This window comes from Streptomyces sp. ITFR-6 (assembly GCF_031844725.1).
In the GTDB taxonomy this organism is placed as follows: domain Bacteria; phylum Actinomycetota; class Actinomycetes; order Streptomycetales; family Streptomycetaceae; genus Streptomyces.
The window spans coordinates 1,876,440-1,892,676 of the sequence record NZ_CP134612.1; the positions used below are offsets into that span (position 1 = coordinate 1,876,440).

Genomic DNA, 16,237 nt, shown 5'->3' on the forward strand with positions numbered 1-16,237 from the left:
AAAAGCCACGAGCGGGAACGTTTTCGGCCTGGTTGGATGTTGACCCTGGTACGACAGCTCGTCGAGCTAGAGAAGAGGCGACGTGACTACTGTTCTGACCCCCGCGAGCCCGCTGACCGCAGCAGACCGCTGTGACCGTTGCGGCGCCCAGGCATATCTGCGCGTCGTCCTCATCAGTGGCGGTGAACTGCTCTTCTGCGCCCACCACGGACGCAAGTTCGAGCCGGAACTCAAGAAGATCGCCGCGGAAATACAGGATGAGACGGACCGACTGACGGCCGTGCAGGCCCAAGCCGCCGAAGAGGAACAACACTGAGACCTCGCATCCACGACGAGCCAGGGGCCGGTCCTGTACCGACCGACGGGCGGCTCCCTCCACCGGAGGGAGCCGCCCGTTCTCGTACCCGGAGCCGGTGACTCAGTCGGCGTCCGCCATCCACCCGATGGCGGCGGAAATCCGCGTATAGACCCCTGGGCTCCCCGCCTGACCGCAGCCGGCCCCCCAGGACACCAGCCCCACAAGCCGCCCATGGGCCACCAGGGGCCCTCCGCTGTCGCCCTGGCATGCGTCGTACCCGCCCTGCGGTTCGCCCGCACAGAGCATCGCTGAGGCCTCGTACGTGCCGTTCCTGCCGCCCGGGTAGGCCTCCTCGCACGAGCTGTCCGGCAGAACGCTCACTTTCGCCGACCTGAGTGACGAGGCGTAGTCACCGTTGCCCGTGGTGTCACCCCACCCGTAGACGACCGCGGCGGTACCCGCCTGGTACCCGGCGTCACCGGCTTCGGCCATCGGGATCACGTCCTGCTCGGGCAGTGCTTCGGCCAGCGTCAGCACGGCGACGTCCCCGCTGTTGGTGGTGGCGTCGAACCCGGGGTTGACCCACGTCCCGCTCACCGCGATCTCCTTGCCGCCGGAACCGTTCAGCTCGTTCCGCCCGGAGATGATCCGCAGATCGCGCACCTGGCCGACATCGGTGCCGAGCGCCTCGCGGCTGAGGCAGTGCGCGGCCGTGAGCACCTTCTTCGGCCCCACCGCCACGGCGCCGCAGAACTGGCCGGCGCGGGTATCCCCGAAGCGGCTGCGGCTGGAGAGCGCCACCACCCAGGGGCTGTCCTTGATCTGGGCGGGCTGACCCCCGATGACGATGCTGTCCGCGACCGCCGAAGCGGGGGAGGCGAGCGGTATCACGGCCGCGGCGGCGGTGAGGGCGAGAGCCCCGGTCATGGTGCGGACGACGGTACGGGACATACGTACTCCTGACTCTGTGATGGACCATGCCTACCCAGAGTCATCGCGCTGACGCCGATCCGCACCCCCACATAGGCCGAGGGCTCGCATCCCCATGGGATGCGAGCCCTCGTTCCGGGTACTCCCCGACCTAGTCGAGGTAGTCGCGCAGCACCTGCGAACGCGACGGGTGACGCAGCTTCGACATGGTCTTGGACTCGATCTGGCGGATGCGCTCACGCGTCACGCCGTAGACCTTGCCGATCTCGTCCAGCGTCTTCGGCTGTCCGTCGGTCAGACCGAAGCGCATGGAGACCACACCGGCCTCACGCTCGGAAAGCGTGTCGAGCACCGAGTGCAGCTGCTCCTGGAGGAGCGTGAAGCTGACCGCGTCGGCCGGGACGACCGCCTCGGAGTCCTCGATCAGGTCACCGAACTCGCTGTCCCCGTCCTCACCCAGCGGGGTGTGGAGGGAGATCGGCTCACGGCCGTACTTCTGGACCTCGATGACCTTCTCGGGGGTCATGTCGAGTTCCTTGGCCAGCTCCTCCGGGGTGGGCTCGCGGCCCAGGTCCTGGAGCATCTGGCGCTGCACGCGCGCGAGCTTGTTGATGACCTCGACCATGTGCACCGGGATACGGATGGTGCGGGCCTGGTCCGCCATGGCGCGGGTAATCGCCTGCCGGATCCACCAGGTGGCGTACGTGGAGAACTTGTAGCCCTTGGTGTAGTCGAACTTCTCGACGGCGCGGATCAGACCCAGGTTGCCCTCCTGGATCAGGTCCAGGAAGAGCATGCCGCGGCCGGTGTACCGCTTGGCCAGCGAGACCACGAGACGGAGGTTCGCCTCCAGCAGGTGGTTCTTGGCGCGGCGGCCGTCCTCGGCGATGATCTCCAGCTCGCGCTTGAGCTTCGGCGCGAGCTTGTCGGAGTTCGCCAGCTTGTCCTCGGCGAACAGGCCCGCCTCGATGCGCTTGGCAAGCTCGACCTCCTGCTCGGCGTTGAGGAGCGGGACCTTGCCGATCTGCTTCAGGTAGTCCTTGACCGGGTCGGCCGTGGCGCCGGCGACGGCGACCTGCTGCGCAGGTGCGTCGTCCTCGTCGTCGTCGGAGAGGACGAAGCCCTTGTTCTCGCCCTCGCCCTCCTCTTCCTCACCCTTGCCGGCCTTGACTTCCTCGGCCGCGTCGTCGCCGTCGAGGGCCTCGTCGTCCTGCTTGCCGGCCTTCTTCGACGCGGTCTTCTTGGCCGCCGTCTTCTTCACGGCGGTCTTCTTGGCAGCCGTCTTCTTGGCTGCCGCCTTCTTCGCGGGGGCGGCCGCGGTGGCGTCATCGGCCACCACGTCCACGGTCTCGGCGGACGGGGCGGCGGTGGCCGCGACGGTCCGCGTCACGGTCGTCTTGGCCGCGACAGTCTTGGTAGCGGTGCGCTTGACCGGGCTCTTGGCTGCGACGCTCTTGCGGGCGCGCTTCGACGGCTCCGCGGCACTGACCATCAGCGTCACACCCTCTTCCTCGAGGATCTGGTTGAGGCTGCGCAGAACGTTCTTCCACTGGGTTGGCGGAATCTGGTCAGCCTCGAAGGCCCGACGCACGTCATCGCCGGCGATCTGCCCATCAGCCTTTCCCCGCTCGATGAGCGCCATCACAGATTCGGACTCGGCGATCTCCGGCGGGAGCGTACGGGATGTGCTGGCCGACACGAACAACCTCTCGGAACGATGGAAACGGCTTCCGGCCCGGCCCAGGAGAGGGCTGAACCGACGACCGTCGGCTGGGAATGTGCCAACGGCGCGGGCTATGCCTCAGAACTGCACAGCACACTGATTGGCTGCTGTATTCCTTCCGCGGCGGTCACCTCTTAAGTCATCGCGCTGTTTCGAGGAGTGTTACGCCCAATCCGCGTGGCCCGAGTCACACCCCATTTCCGGCGAACGCGACCAGGGGCGACATCCCCCCACAATTGTGCCGCCGGACCGCGGGGCCCGGCGGCACACGGCCGGCACACCCGCCAAGTGCCGCGCTCAGTGCTGCTCGCGCGGCGCCGGCACCACCGGTTCGGCCGACTCCGTCTCCAGCTCCAGTGGGCCCGCAAGCAGCTGGCGCATGGCTGATTCGGCGCCCGCAGAGTCGCCGGACGCGAGGGCGTCGACGATCCGCGCGTGATGGCCGAGCGATCCCTCGTTCGGCCGGTCACAACCGGTCACCGGCCCACCCGAGACGTGCAGGGCGGCGGAAACGATGCCGGAGAGGTGCTCCAGCATGCGGTTGCCCGCGGCCTGGATCAGCAGGGCGTGGAACTCCGCGTCGGCGCGGGCGCAGGTGATCACGTCGCCCTGCCCGAGCGCGTGCCCCATGATCTCGACCATGTCGGCGAGGCGCTGCTGAAGATCATCCCGGCCATGGCCCGCAGCGAGGCTGGCGGCCAGCGGCTCGATCGTCCACCGGAGCTCGTTCAGCTCGCGGCGCTGGTCGTCGCGCTGCGGGCCGAAGGCACGCCATTCGATGATGTCGGGGTCGAGCAGATTCCAGTCACTGACAGGCCTGACCCGGGTGCCCACATTGGGGCGGGCGCTCACCAGCCCCTTCGCCTCCAGCACACGCAGCGACTCCCGTACGACGGTGCGGGAGACCTCGAATCGCTGACCGATCTCCTCCGGGACCAGAGGGCGGTCCGCGCCCAGGTCTCCGGAGACGATCATCTGTCCGAGCTGCTGGACAAGTTGGCCGTGCAGGCCTCGGCCACGGCTGGCCGATCCCCGTCGGCCCACCCTGCCGAGCTCATTGTCGGTACCGCTCCAGGAACGAGTGGCGGCACGCTCGCCGGCCGGCGCGTCCGCGTAGGGGTAACGGTCGAGTTCGCCCGAGCCGGCGAGGCCGGAGTCGGCAGAGCGGGCGGCGGTCATCATGGTGTGCGCAAGGGTACTCACGCATCCTTTGTCGGCGCGGCTCAGCCACCCCTTGAGGTCTTTGGTGAAAAGCACACGAAAGGGTGATCGGCACCCGCTTCCCAATTGACGCCTTATTGTTATAAAACGGGCAATTCAAATGGAGTTGTGGGACTTTTGGCGATCCGGTGCCACCGCGCGATCACCAACGCACCCTGCCGCGAACGCTGGTGAACAGATACGCGCAGATGAGGACCGACAACGACAGGGCCAACGCGGTCCCCACCGGATGGGCCACCACCCGCATCGCGGCCAGCACCCACCGGTCAGTCTCGTGCGGCCAGTAGGGCCAGGCCAGTTCCCGCAGCCGTCCCGGAAGTCCGGCCATCGAACGGGCGGTCGGCGCCTTCGGCATCCGCTGGACGAGAGGAACCATCAGCACCGGAACGGCGAGCACCGCGGCGACACCCGCCGCCGTGACCCGGAAGATTCCGGCGGCCAGCAGTCCGGCCCAGGCGCAGCCGACGGTCAGGCCGGACCAACTCACGCCCAGCGAGATCACATTCGGCGGAATCCGGATCAAGTCGCCGCCGTACACGAGGCGAAGAGACGCCGCGGAGGCCAGTACGACAAGCAGGGCGAGCAGCAGGGCCACCCCCGCGGACACCACCAGCTTGGCGAGGAGCAGCCCGAGGCGGCGGGGTACGGTGCCGCGGCCGGCGGCGAGCGCGGGATACCGGAACTCGTCACCGAAGGAGAGCGCCCCGAGCAGCCCAGCGCAGATCGCGGCGGGCGGCAGCGGGAGCAGCGATGGCCAGGAGGCAAGCACGGTGGGCAGCGGCGTACGGCCATCGCGGGCGAGCAGCACGGAGATCCCGGCCGACGCGACCAGGGCGACGGCCATGATCAGTGCCGTGGTCCTGACCCCGAAGAGGCGGCGCAGTTCGTAGCGCACCGGGCGCAGCGGACCACGGGCGGGACGCCGCCTGATCGGCGGCGGCAGGCCGGGCCCAGCGGCGTTCGGGGCCGGTGAGCCCTCCGCCCTGGCCGTCCCGACGCCGTCGGGGCCTGATCCGTCGGCCCCGGCTCTGTCGGGGCGTGACCTGTCGATCCCGGCTCTGTCGGGGCCTGATCCGTCGACCCCGGCTCCGTCGGGACCTGATCCGTCCGGCCGGGTTCGGGTGGCTGCCGCCCCGTTGTGCGCGGTCGCGCCGGACCTGGTCGTGCGGGAGGCGGGGCCTCCGGGAGCCACCTCGCTGACGACCGGTCCCGTGTCTCCGACTTCGTCCGCGAGCTGGTGAACGGGAAGCCCGTGCCGGAACGCCGTGTCCCCGATCTCCGCGCAGCTGCTGCCGTAGACGGAGAGCCGGCTGCTGCTCGCCTCGGTGACGACCTCGACGGAGCGCCGGGCCGCCCTCGCCTCGCGGCTGACGACCGCGGCAAGCCGGGCGGCGTGCGGGGAACGGACCGCGACGCGGGGGCGGAGCCGGGTGCGGGCGAATTCGACGACGTCCTGATCCGCGACGAGCCGTCCGCCGTCGATGGACACCACCCGCCCCGCCACCTGCCCCGCGGCCCTCGCGGCCTCCTTGGCGTCGCTGGTGGTGTACAGCACGGTGCCGCCCCTGGCCGCGTGGGATCGCAGCACCCCGTGCAGCCAGTCGGCCTCTCGCGCGTCGAGGCCTTCCGCGGGTTCGTCGAGGATGAGCGTGTGCGGGTCGCCGAGCAGCGCGGAAGCAAGGGCCAGCCTGCGGTCCATGCCCGGGGAGAGCGAGGCGATGCGCTGGTCACCGAGCCCGGCGAGGCCAACGGTGTCGAGGAGTTCGTCGGCCCTGGACGCCGGTACGCCCGCCGCGGCACAGAGCATGCGGAGCTGTCCCCGGGCGGTGCGGACCGGGTGGCCCGGCACGTCCCCGAGGACCACTCCCACTTCGCGGGCGGGTTGTGCGACGCGATGCAGGGCTCTGCCCCGGAAGTAGGTGATTCCCCGGCCGGGATCCAGTTCGAGCATCAGCCGCAGGGCCGCGGTCTTGCCGGAACCCCGCGCGCCCAGCAGGGCGGTGACGCAGCCGGAGCCGGCCTCGAACGTGAGGTCGTCCACAGCGGGCGGGAGTCCGCGGTGGCTGGCGCTGGTGAGTCCGATGGCCTGGAGCATCGCTTCTCTCGCACGAGGTGACACCGCTCGACGGCAGTGGGTACCGCAGAAAGATAACCCGATATATCCGACTTTTTGCGCAACACTGCTTCTACGGCGTTCCGGCCTCACCTCCACGTGAATCCCAGCGACCCGCGCATCCGGCACACGGGCACACACGCCGCCCGGCCACGCATCGGCTGGCCGGAGACACATCAGGTGCACGGACATGAATCGGTGGACCGGGCACGCATCGGGTGCACGGACATGCATCGGCTGGCCGGGCACGGATCGGGGGCACGGGCACGCGCCGCGTACGGGCGTGCCTCGCCTGTGCGGACGCGCATCGCCCGTACAGCTGCGGCGGGGACTCGCCCCGCCGCAGCGGGATCAGACCTCGGGCCGGAGCATCGGTGGGTTGAGTACGGTGGCCGCGCCCGACCGGAACAGCTGCGCGGGACGGCCGCCCTGCCTGGTGGTCGTGCCGCCGGAAGGCACCAGGAACCCGGGGGTGCCTGTCACCTTGCGGTGGAAGTTCCTCGGGTCGAGCACGACACCCCAGACGGCTTCGTACACCCTGCGCAGCTCCCCGACCGTGAACTCCGGCGGACAGAAAGCGGTGGCCAGCGAGGAGTACTCGATCTTGGAGCGGGCCCGCTCCACACCGTCGGCCAGGATCCGCGCGTGATCGAAGGCCAGCGGCGCCGGGTGTTCACCGTCGCGGCCGTATCCACCCTCGGGTCCGAGCAGGTCACCGACCGGTGCCCAGCGGGCACTGTTCGCGTCCCCGCCCGCCCTGGGCGCCGGCAGGTCGGGGGCCAGCGCCAGATGGGCGACGCTGACGACCCTCATCCGCGGATCGCGCCCCGGGTCCCCGTAGGTGGCGAGCTGTTCGAGGTGAGCGCCGTTCCCGACAGCGGGAACCACCGGGTCGTGCGCCGAGAGCCCGGTCTCCTCGACGAGCTCACGCGCCGCGGCGGCCCCGAGATCCTCATCGGCTTTGACGAAGCCGCCGGGCAGCGCCCACCTGCCCTGAAACGGCGATTCGCCTCGGCGCACCACCAGCGCGCAGAGCGCATGACGGCGGACCGTGAGAACGACCAGGTCGACGGTGACGGCGAAGGGCGGGAAGGTCGACGGGTCGTAGGGCGGCATGCCGTGATCATAGTCGTCTGCCTGACGATAAACACTCCTTTCGTCGCGCTCTTCATCCGTCCCCGCACCGGCAGGGCCGCTCCGGAGGCGCCCCGTCCCGTGCTCCCCCGCGCCCCGCAGTCCAGGAGCCGGCCGCCCGTACGGCGTCCGCCGTCATCGACGGGTCCTGGACCCCCGGCGGCCCTGCGTCCGGGGGTGTCCGGCGCGGCGCCGGTCCGTCGCCGCGCTGGGCCCGGCGGAGCCCTGTCGTGGCCGGCGCCGCCCGGCCGCGTGCGCCCGTACGGAACGGGCCCCCGCGACCCGTCCCGTGCCGCGACCGCGCCGTACTGTCCTTGTGGCGCGTTCACCGCGCAGGCACCGTCGCAGCGTCTCCGGATCGAGGCCCTGGTTGCAGGCCTCGTGCAGCAGCTGGGCGAACGTGTATCCGGGGTCCAGCCGCAGAGCGAGGCCCAGCGCGACCCGCGCGGCCGGCTCGTCCCCCGTGGACCAGGCGACCCAGCCCGCCAGGGTGAGCGGAGCGGCAGCGTGCTCCACGTACGGTGCGACACAGCGGCGCGCCAGCGCCCGCCACAGCCTCAGCGCGGACTCGGCCTCGGGCCCCTCCATCCACTCGGCGGCCCTGTCGCGGGTCTCCCGGTCCTGGAGGCCGAGAATCACCGCTGCGGCCTCCTCATGGCTGATCAGCCGGTCGTCGTTGAGGTCGGACAGCGAGGGCATCGCAGCCGGTGCCTCCCCGAGGCGTTTCATGAGCTGCCGGGCGAGCTTCAGCGTCGATCCTCCGACCTCCTTGCGGCCCTCCTCGTCGAGAAGCTTCGGCAGCAGCGCGGACCCCGCCCGGTCGAGCGCCTGCTGCTGCCCGCTGCTCGCCGTGGCCGCCAGGGGCGTCAGCCTCGCCTCCATCTCCCGCAGCGATCCCCGTACTTGAACGCCCGCGTAGGTGGCTGCCGCCGCCATGACCGAGGTGCCGGGCACGGCCAGCGGGGTGCCGTCGGCCGGGCAGCACCGGGCATCGGGGCAGCAGTAGGACCAGTAGCGGTCGTCGGAGATGCAGAGCGCTTCGAGCACCGGCACGTCCAGTGCTCCACAGGCCGTGCGCAGTCGTTGGGCGAAGGGCCGGAGCCGCTCCATGATCTGGTTGCCGGTCTCTCCGTCGGCCGGGTCCTGGCAGAGGAAGACGACGATCGCGTCGGGCCGGTCGCCACGCCGCTCGCTCCCCTTGATCAGGCATTCCGCGAGCTGCTCGGCAACCGACGGCCACTCCTGCGCGGACTGCGGGATGCCGAGCCTGAGCCGCCCGCCGAAGCGGCCCCGGCCACCGTGCAGGGCGACCATGACCACGCTGTCGTTCGGATGGAATCCCATGAGATACGGGAGGGCGTCGGCCAGCTCGGCCGGGCCTCGCAGGGTGATCTGCTGCTCGTCGGAGGGACCGGTGGATTCGTGGTGCTTGTTCATGGGATGACGGTCTCGTGCCGGGCAAGAATCCGCGACCCCCTGTGGATAAGTTATCCACAGGGGCAGCGCGGTCGTTCGCGGTTTGTCGTACCCATCGGGTTGCATGGGGGAATGACCAACGCAGACCGCGCAGAGCTCAGGGCTTCGGCCGACTCCGTACTGGCCCGACTCGTCGGGGACGCCTCCGGCACCGCCCGGCTGCGCGAGGATCAGTGGCGAGCCATTGAGGCGCTGGTCGCCGACAAGCGCAGAGCGCTGGTCGTCCAGCGGACCGGCTGGGGCAAGTCAGCCGTATATTTCGTCGCCACCTCGCTCCTGCGGGCGCAGGGCAGCGGCCCGACCGTCATCGTCTCGCCCCTGCTGGCCCTGATGCGCAACCAGGTCGCGGCCGCGGCCCGAGCCGGCATCAGCGCCCGCACGATCAATTCGTCCAACACAGAGGAGTGGGACACCGTCCAGGCCGAAGTGGCCGCCGGAGAGGTGGACGTACTGCTGGTCAGCCCGGAGCGGCTCAACAATCCGGACTTCCGGGACCAGGTCCTGCCCAGGCTCGCCGCCGCGACCGGGCTGCTCGTGGTCGACGAGGCGCACTGCATTTCCGACTGGGGCCATGACTTCCGCCCCGATTACCGGCGCCTTCGGACCATGCTCGCCGATCTGCCCTCGGGCGTACCGGTACTCGCGACCACCGCCACGGCCAACGCCCGCGTAACAGCGGACGTCGCGGAGCAGCTGGGCACCGGAGCGGGTACGGACGCCCTCGTGCTGCGCGGACCGCTGGACCGCGAGAGCCTCAGCCTCAGTGTGCTGCGGCTCCCCAACGCAGCCCACCGGCTGGCCTGGCTCGGTGATCACCTCAAGGAGCTGCCCGGTTCGGGGATCATCTACACCCTGACGGTCGCCGCGGCGGAGGAGATCACCGCCTATCTCCGTCAGTGCGGGCACACCGTCGCCTCCTACACCGGCCGTACCGAGAACGCCGAGCGGCAGCAGGCGGAGGACGATCTGCTTGCCAACCGCGTCAAAGCACTGGTGGCAACTTCCGCGCTGGGCATGGGATTCGACAAGCCCGACCTCGGATTCGTCGTGCACCTGGGCTCACCCTCCTCCCCCATCGCCTATTACCAGCAGGTGGGCCGTGCGGGCCGAGGTGTAGAACACGCGGAAGTACTGCTACTTCCAGGCAAAGAGGACGAGGCGATCTGGCAGTACTTCGCCTCGGTCGCCTTCCCGCCGGAGGATCAGGTCCGGCGCACGATCGACGTCCTCGCCCAGGCAGGCCGCCCGCTCTCGCTGCCCGCCCTGGAACCCCTGGTCGACCTGCGGCGCACGCGGCTGGAGACCATGCTCAAGGTCCTCGATGTCGACGGGGCCGTCCACCGGGTCAAGGGCGGCTGGGTCGCCACGGGAGAGCCCTGGGTCTACGACACGGAGCGCTATGCCTGGGTCGCCCGCCAACGGGCCGCCGAGCAGCAGGCGATGCGCGATTACGCCACGACGGACGGCTGCCGGATGGAGTTCCTGCGCCGCCAGCTCGACGACGAGGAGGCGACTGCCTGCGGGCGCTGTGACAACTGCGCCGGAGCACGCTTCGACCAGGGCGTCTCCTCGGCCGCGCTGGACACCGCCCAGGGTGAGCTGCGCAGGCCGGGTGTCGAGGTGGAGCCGCGCAAGATGTGGCCGACCGGTCTCGCCGCGGTGGGCGTCGATCTCAAGGGCCGTATCCCCGCGGGGGAGCTGTCCGGAATCGGACGCGCGCTGGGCCGGCTGTCCGACATCGGCTGGGGCAACAGGCTGCGCCCCATGCTGGCGCCGCAGGCACCGGACACACCGGTGCCCGACGATGTGGTCGACGCGGTGGTGACCGTGCTGGCCGACTGGGCCAAGGGGCCCGGCGGGTGGGCATCCGGTGCGGCGGACGCCATGCCCCGGCCGGTCGGTGTGGTCACCATCGCCTCGCACAGCAGACCGCAGCTCGTCCAGTCGCTCGGCAGCCGTATCGCGGAGGTCGGGCGGATGCCGTTCCTCGGCAGCGTCGGCCATGCCCCGGAGGCCGACGGGATCCGGATCTCGCAGACCAACAGCGCGCATCGTGTCCGGGCTCTGCACGAGACGCTCGTCGTGGGAACCGAGCTGGCCGAGGCCCTGGCGCAGGCCCACGGTCCCGTGCTGCTCGTGGACGATCTCTCGGACACCGGATGGACGCTCGCCGTGACGGCCCGGTTGTTGCGACGGGCCGGCGCTGACGCGGTGTTTCCGCTGGTCCTCGCTGTTCAGGCGTGACAGGTGGCGTCAGCCGGGGCCCGATTGGGCAGGGATATCCGTGTCATTCCAGCTGATTACCGTCAGCTGCGCCAATTGCTCGTTGCCGCCTGCCGATACGCCAGGGAGAATTGGACTCGCTCCCCGCACAGTTCTTTCCCGGCCCGGAAGGGCTGTGCCACGGCGCGCCCTCACCCGACCCTGCCCGCATCGTGGGCGCGTATGCGAAGGGAGGACCGTGACCTTCGGATTCGCTCCGTCCGCAGCCACTTCCATGTCGGCAGCCGCCGACTCCGCCAACCGCCTTGCCCGGATACTCGAACCGGCCGAGTGGGCCGCGGCGGGCATACCGCTGCTGCGCAGCCCGCGCGAGGTCGTCAGCGGCCTGCACGCCAGGCACCGGCCGACTCCGGCGACCGCCGTCGTAGCCGTGCTCGATCACGAGGAACGACTGACGGCCAGTGCCTCGTTCGCCCGCCGCTCGGTGACGGCGGACGGCTGGGAATTCCGTAACGCGCTGCTGGCGCATCTGCGCCGGGTCATCCCGCACGATCTCCGCCGCCGTACGCCCGTCCGTACCGCAGTACTTCTCTACTGCCGCGAGGGGGACGAGCGCTGGACGGAGGAGGACGGGGCGTGGATGTGGGGGCTGCGGGACGCCTGCACCCTGCACGGCCTGAGGTGCGGCGCGTACATCACGCTGACCACTGGTGGCTGGCAGGTGCTGGGCGAGGGCAGGGGTGGCCGTCGTCCCAGCTCCACGTCTCGGCCTGCGGCTCTCGCGGACACCGCGCTGGACCAGGATCCGGCCGCCCCGTCGCGCACCGGCGGCGGCGCGGCCCAGGCACTGCACCGCAGCGTGGCCCGCTGACCCCTGCCGCGGGCCCGGCCGCCCTCGCGGACGACCGGGCCACCAACAGGCAGGATCACCAACAGACCGGGTCACCAACCGGCGGCCCCAGCAGCCGGGCGCCAGCAGCTGGGGCGCCGCGGAGCAGGTCCCCGGAGAATGGGCCGACGAGAGGCCGGGGCTGGGCTCAGCAGCCACCCCCGGCCCGATCGTGCTGCGGTCAGACGCCCGCGCCGAGCACCGCGTTGACCTGCTGCGGGTCACCACAGACGATCAGCAGGACTCCGGCGCTCCGCCTCGCGGTGGCCAGCGCACGGGTAGCGGCGTCATCGACGGCACCGTTCACCGCGATGATCACCACCGGCCGGGACTTCACCCGGTCCACGGCAGCGGCTCCGGCGAAGAACACGTCGTCGCAGGCTTCGTGCTGAGCCCAATAGGCGGCCTCGCCGAAGGACAGCTCGTGCGTCGCCCAGGGGTGTTGCTCGGCCGTGGTGAGCACCAGGATGTCGCCGGGAGCCCGACCGGAGTCGAGCAGCAGGTCCACCGCCTCGTCGGCGGCGGCGAGCGCGCCGTCGGCGGGGGCGGGGATCAGCTGGAGCTGCGGCGCGGAACGATTCTCCGGCGCGGCGGCCTCGGGCCGGACGGGGGCAGGGCGCGGGCGCTGCGCCGGGGGCGCTGGCCGCGCGGGACCGGGACCCGGACGACCGGGGCGCGGCATGGCCGCTGTACGCGGGCCGGGTACGGGACGAGGGGTCGACGCGGTGCGGCCGGTGGCCGGAGTGGCGCGGGGACCCTGGGCGCTCTCGTGAATCTGAGGCTCCTCGGGGATGAGAGGCATGGGTGGTTGTCTATCAAACGCTGACGCACAAGCCATCAGCGGGTGGGTACGTGTGTGCGATCAGAAGTCGAAGCCGAGCTGGCCCCCGCTTTCCAGTGCGGCCGCCTCGGCGGAGAAGCGGACCTTCTTGAGGTGCTGCCACCTGGGCAGCGCGTCGAGGTAGGACCACGAGAGGCGGTGGTGGGCCGTCGGGCCCCGCTCCTCCAGTGCGGCCCTGTGCACGGGGGACGGGTAGCCGGCGTTGGCACCGAACGCGAAGTCCTCGTACTCACCGGATTCCGCGCCGAGTTCGGCCATCACCGTGTCCCTGCGAACCTTCGCGATCACCGAGGCCGCCGCCACCGCCACACAGGACTGGTCGCCCTTGATGACGGTACGGACCTGCCAGGGTGAGCCCAGGTAGTCGTGCTTGCCGTCAAGGATCACCGCGTCCGGGCGTACCGGCAGCGCCTCCAGGGCGCGGACGGCCGCGAGCCGCAGAGCGGCGGTCATCCCGAGTTCGTCGATCTCCTGCGGCGAGGCGTCACCGAGTCCGAACGCGGTGACCCATCGCTCCAGCAGCGGCGCGAGCTCCGCGCGGCGCTTGGGGCTGATCAGCTTGGAGTCGGTGAGCCCGGCGGGCGGTCTGCGGAGACCGGTGACGGCGGCACACACGGTGACCGGACCCGCCCACGCTCCGCGCCCGACCTCGTCGACACCGGCGACGGTCCTGGCACCGGTGGTGGCGCGCAATGAGCGCTCGACGGTGTGCGTGGGTGGTTCATACGGCATGGCGCCAGCAAGCGTACGCCGATGCGGCGGCCGGGAACACCCCGGGGCACGTGCCGGCCGCCGCCGTCCGGCGCCGCGCCGCCGGACCGGTCACGGCACCCTCGCCCGCAGAGGCCCGGAACCGCGTCCGGCGGGGGCTGTCAGCGGGCGCCGGAGCGGAAGAACGGCATCGCGACCTGATCGATCAGCTCAGCGATGTCGCCGTCACTCCATTCGCTGCCGCACACCTTGCTGCGGTACATCATCATCGCGGGGATCACGTCGAAGGCCAGCCCGCGCAAGGCGTCGGGCCGGACCTCTCCCCGTTCGACCCCACGGCTCACCACTTCCCGGATGAGGTCGGTCGACGGCGCGATCACACTGTGGAGGATCACCGACTGGAACCGTTCGGCCGTGCTCGCGTCACATTCGTGAAGGACCGATCGCAGCGCGGTGCCGGACTTGGAGAGCATCCCGTCCCGCAGCGTCCGGCACAGCTGATAAAGATCGTCACGGACGTTGCCGGAGTCGGGCGCGTCTCCCATCGGCGGCAGCGCACGGCGCAACGCGTCGGCGACCAGGTCCTCCTTGGAGGGCCATCGCCGGTAGATCGCCGCCTTCCCGGTCTGGGCCCCCGCGGCGACGCCCTCCATCGTGAGCCCGTTCCAGCCGACCGTGCTCAGCCGCTCCAGCACGGCTTCGAGGATCGCGCGTTCCAGCACGGAGCCCCGGCGGCGAAGGGACACCACCGGCGGCCGGGCGGCGGCTGCCGATCGCGAAGTATCCATGAGTTTCTCTCCATCGAAACGGGTTCGCCGCACCCGCGCCGGCCGGGGAGGCACGGCGGAACAGGGCGGCATGCGGGGGCCGGACGGGACCGAGCAGTCCCCGGCCGGGCGGCGGTACCGGGCATGACCGGACGGCAGCGGACTCAGTGAACGCTTGCGTTCACTGAGGGGGATTCATTACCGTTACCGGAACAGTGAACGAGTCCGTTCACTAATTCACTTGTGGGGGATCCATAGTGACAACCTCTCAGTTAGAAGCACGGGACGCACCGAGCCCGGCACGCCGGCAGGGCCGCCCGGGTATCGCCCTGACCGTCATCGCCGCCTGCCAGTTGATGGTTGTGCTCGATGCCACGATCGTCAACATCGCACTCCCGCACATCCAGAACGCCCTGAGCTTCTCGACCACCGATCTCTCCTGGGTCCTCAGCGCCTACACACTCACCTTCGGCGGGCTGCTGCTGCTCGGCGGGCGCGCCGGGGACATCCTCGGCCGCCGCCGGGTCTTCATGGCCGGAATCCTGATCTTCACCCTGGCCTCACTGCTCGGCGGATTCGCCCAGGAGCCCTGGCAGTTGCTGGCGGCCCGCGCGCTCCAGGGCATCGGCGGCGCGATCGCCTCACCGACTTCACTCGCCCTCATCACCACCACCTTCCCGGAGGGCCCGGAGCGCAACCGCGCCTTCGGTGTCTTCGCCGCCGTGTCGGCGGGCGGTGGCGCGGTCGGCCTGCTGGCGGGCGGAATGCTCACCGAATGGCTGGACTGGCGCTGGGTCTTCTTCGTCAACGTGCCGATCGGCGTTCTGATCGCCGTACTCGCTCCGCTGTACACCAACGAGTCGCAGAGGCATCCGGGCCGCTTCGACATATCCGGAGCCCTGACCTCGACGCTGGGCATGGCCTCGCTCGTGTACGGGTTCATCAGGGCGTCGGAGGAGGGCTGGAGCGACTCCCTCACACTGAGTTCGCTCGGCGCCGCGGTCGTGCTGCTCGCCTCGTTCGTCCTCATCGAGATCCGCGCCAGGGAGCCGATCACCCCACTGCGGATGTTCGCCGACCGCAACCGCTCCGGAACGTACGTCATCATGCTCAGTCTGTCCGCGGCGATGCTCGGCATGTTCTTCTTCATCGTGCTGTTCGTGCAGAACGTACTGGCCTACACACCGATCCAATCGGGCCTGGCCTTCCTGCCCGTGGCCGTCGCGATCGCCGCCGGAGCCGGACTCTCGCAGCGGCTGCTCCCGGTCCTCGGACCGAAGCCGTTCATGGTCACCGGCTCGGCACTCACCGTTGTCGGTCTCGGCTGGCTCACGTTCATATCCTCCGACAGCGGCTACCTGTCCGGAGTGCTGGGACCAATGATGTTCTTCGGCGTCGGCATGGGGCTGAACTTCGTGACGCTCACCCTCACCGCGGTCTCCGGCGTCGCCCAGCACGAGGCGGGGGCGGCTTCCAGTCTGCTCAACGCGAGCCAGCAGGTAGGTGGTTCGCTGGGGCTCTCGATCCTGGTCACCGTCTTCGGCACGGCGAGCCGCAACGAGGCGGAGAAGCAGGTTCCGCAGTTCCTGGCGAAGGCCTCGCCCGAACAGAAGGCGGAGTTCGCCAGGACCCACGAGCTGCCGGGGAACTGGGGGCACCAGGTGCTCGCGCAGGGCATCTCCACCGCGTTCATCACGGCGGTGGCCATGGCGGCCCTCGCCCTGCTCACCGCGGCTCTGGTGATCCGGGTGCGCAAGAGCGATCTGGACGCGCTGAGCGGCAAGGCATCGGCGGGGGGAGCTGCCGCCTAACGCGCAGCCGCCGTACGGACGAGTCCGCCGGAAGCGGACCGGATTCTTCCGTGCGGACGAACCCGGTCCGGTTCCGGCCGTCCGGACAGTCGGGGCCCGA

At 70.5% G+C, this 16,237-nt stretch carries 13 protein-coding genes; 4 read left to right on the plus strand and 9 right to left on the minus strand.

Going from position 1 to position 16,237, the window contains the following annotated elements; all coding sequences use genetic code 11:
* The first annotated feature begins 82 nt into the window (after positions 1 to 82).
* Positions 83 to 316 carry a DUF7455 domain-containing protein gene (locus RLT59_RS08370; protein ID WP_024489001.1) on the plus strand — a complete coding sequence of 78 codons (234 nt, stop codon included), beginning with the start codon at positions 83 to 85 and terminating at the stop codon, positions 314 to 316.
* A gap of 102 nt (positions 317 to 418) precedes the next feature.
* Here the strand turns inward: RLT59_RS08370 and RLT59_RS08375 are convergent, their stop codons facing one another.
* The 6 genes from RLT59_RS08375 to RLT59_RS08400 form a co-directional block, all read right to left on the minus strand.
* Entirely contained in the window at positions 419 to 1,249 is an 831-nt protein-coding gene (locus RLT59_RS08375) for a S1 family peptidase (RefSeq protein ID WP_311302832.1), read from the minus strand.
* A gap of 130 nt (positions 1,250 to 1,379) precedes the next feature.
* Positions 1,380 to 2,927: an RNA polymerase sigma factor gene (locus RLT59_RS08380; RefSeq protein ID WP_073737783.1), complete on the minus strand. Its 1,548-nt coding sequence runs from the start codon at positions 2,925 to 2,927 to the stop codon at positions 1,380 to 1,382.
* A gap of 321 nt (positions 2,928 to 3,248) precedes the next feature.
* Entirely contained in the window at positions 3,249 to 4,133 is an 885-nt protein-coding gene (locus RLT59_RS08385) for a FadR/GntR family transcriptional regulator (protein WP_311307649.1), read from the minus strand.
* Positions 4,134 to 4,314: 181 nt separating this feature from the next.
* Positions 4,315 to 6,267 carry an ATP-binding cassette domain-containing protein gene (locus tag RLT59_RS08390; RefSeq protein ID WP_311302833.1) on the minus strand — a complete coding sequence of 651 codons (1,953 nt, stop codon included), beginning with the start codon at positions 6,265 to 6,267 and terminating at the stop codon, positions 4,315 to 4,317.
* 369 nt (positions 6,268 to 6,636) lie between these two features.
* Positions 6,637 to 7,401 (minus strand): NUDIX hydrolase, encoded by a 765-nt coding sequence (locus RLT59_RS08395; protein ID WP_311302834.1) that lies wholly within the window; start codon positions 7,399 to 7,401, stop codon positions 6,637 to 6,639.
* 153 nt (positions 7,402 to 7,554) lie between these two features.
* A complete protein-coding gene (locus RLT59_RS08400) occupies positions 7,555 to 8,856 on the minus strand; it encodes a DUF4192 domain-containing protein (RefSeq protein ID WP_311302835.1) in 1,302 nt (433 codons plus the stop codon).
* Positions 8,857 to 8,967: 111 nt separating this feature from the next.
* Between RLT59_RS08400 and RLT59_RS08405 the strand changes: the two genes are divergently transcribed.
* Positions 8,968 to 11,139, plus strand: a complete 2,172-nt coding sequence (locus tag RLT59_RS08405) for a RecQ family ATP-dependent DNA helicase (protein ID WP_311302836.1) — start codon at positions 8,968 to 8,970, stop codon at positions 11,137 to 11,139.
* A 217-nt stretch (positions 11,140 to 11,356) separates the two neighbouring features.
* A complete protein-coding gene (locus RLT59_RS08410) occupies positions 11,357 to 11,989 on the plus strand; it encodes a hypothetical protein (protein ID WP_311302837.1) in 633 nt (210 codons plus the stop codon).
* A gap of 199 nt (positions 11,990 to 12,188) precedes the next feature.
* Here RLT59_RS08410 and RLT59_RS08415 read toward each other — a convergent pair whose 3' ends face one another.
* The 3 genes from RLT59_RS08415 to RLT59_RS08425 all read right to left on the minus strand — a co-directional run bounded on the left by RLT59_RS08415 (position 12,189) and on the right by RLT59_RS08425 (position 14,347).
* Positions 12,189 to 12,809 (minus strand): hypothetical protein, encoded by a 621-nt coding sequence (locus RLT59_RS08415; protein WP_311302838.1) that lies wholly within the window; start codon positions 12,807 to 12,809, stop codon positions 12,189 to 12,191.
* A 60-nt stretch (positions 12,810 to 12,869) separates the two neighbouring features.
* The gene (locus tag RLT59_RS08420) at positions 12,870 to 13,580 is read right to left on the minus strand and encodes a ribonuclease HII (protein ID WP_311302839.1); all 711 of its coding nucleotides are present in this window, start codon (positions 13,578 to 13,580) and stop codon (positions 12,870 to 12,872) included.
* 140 nt (positions 13,581 to 13,720) lie between these two features.
* Complete coding sequence (locus RLT59_RS08425; RefSeq protein ID WP_311302840.1) at positions 13,721 to 14,347, minus strand: TetR/AcrR family transcriptional regulator; 627 nt, start codon at positions 14,345 to 14,347, stop codon at positions 13,721 to 13,723.
* Between the two features lie 236 nt (positions 14,348 to 14,583).
* Between RLT59_RS08425 and RLT59_RS08430 the strand changes: the two genes are divergently transcribed.
* The gene (locus RLT59_RS08430; RefSeq protein WP_311302841.1) at positions 14,584 to 16,137 is read left to right on the plus strand and encodes an MFS transporter; all 1,554 of its coding nucleotides are present in this window, start codon (positions 14,584 to 14,586) and stop codon (positions 16,135 to 16,137) included.
* Positions 16,138 to 16,237 lie beyond the last annotated feature (100 nt).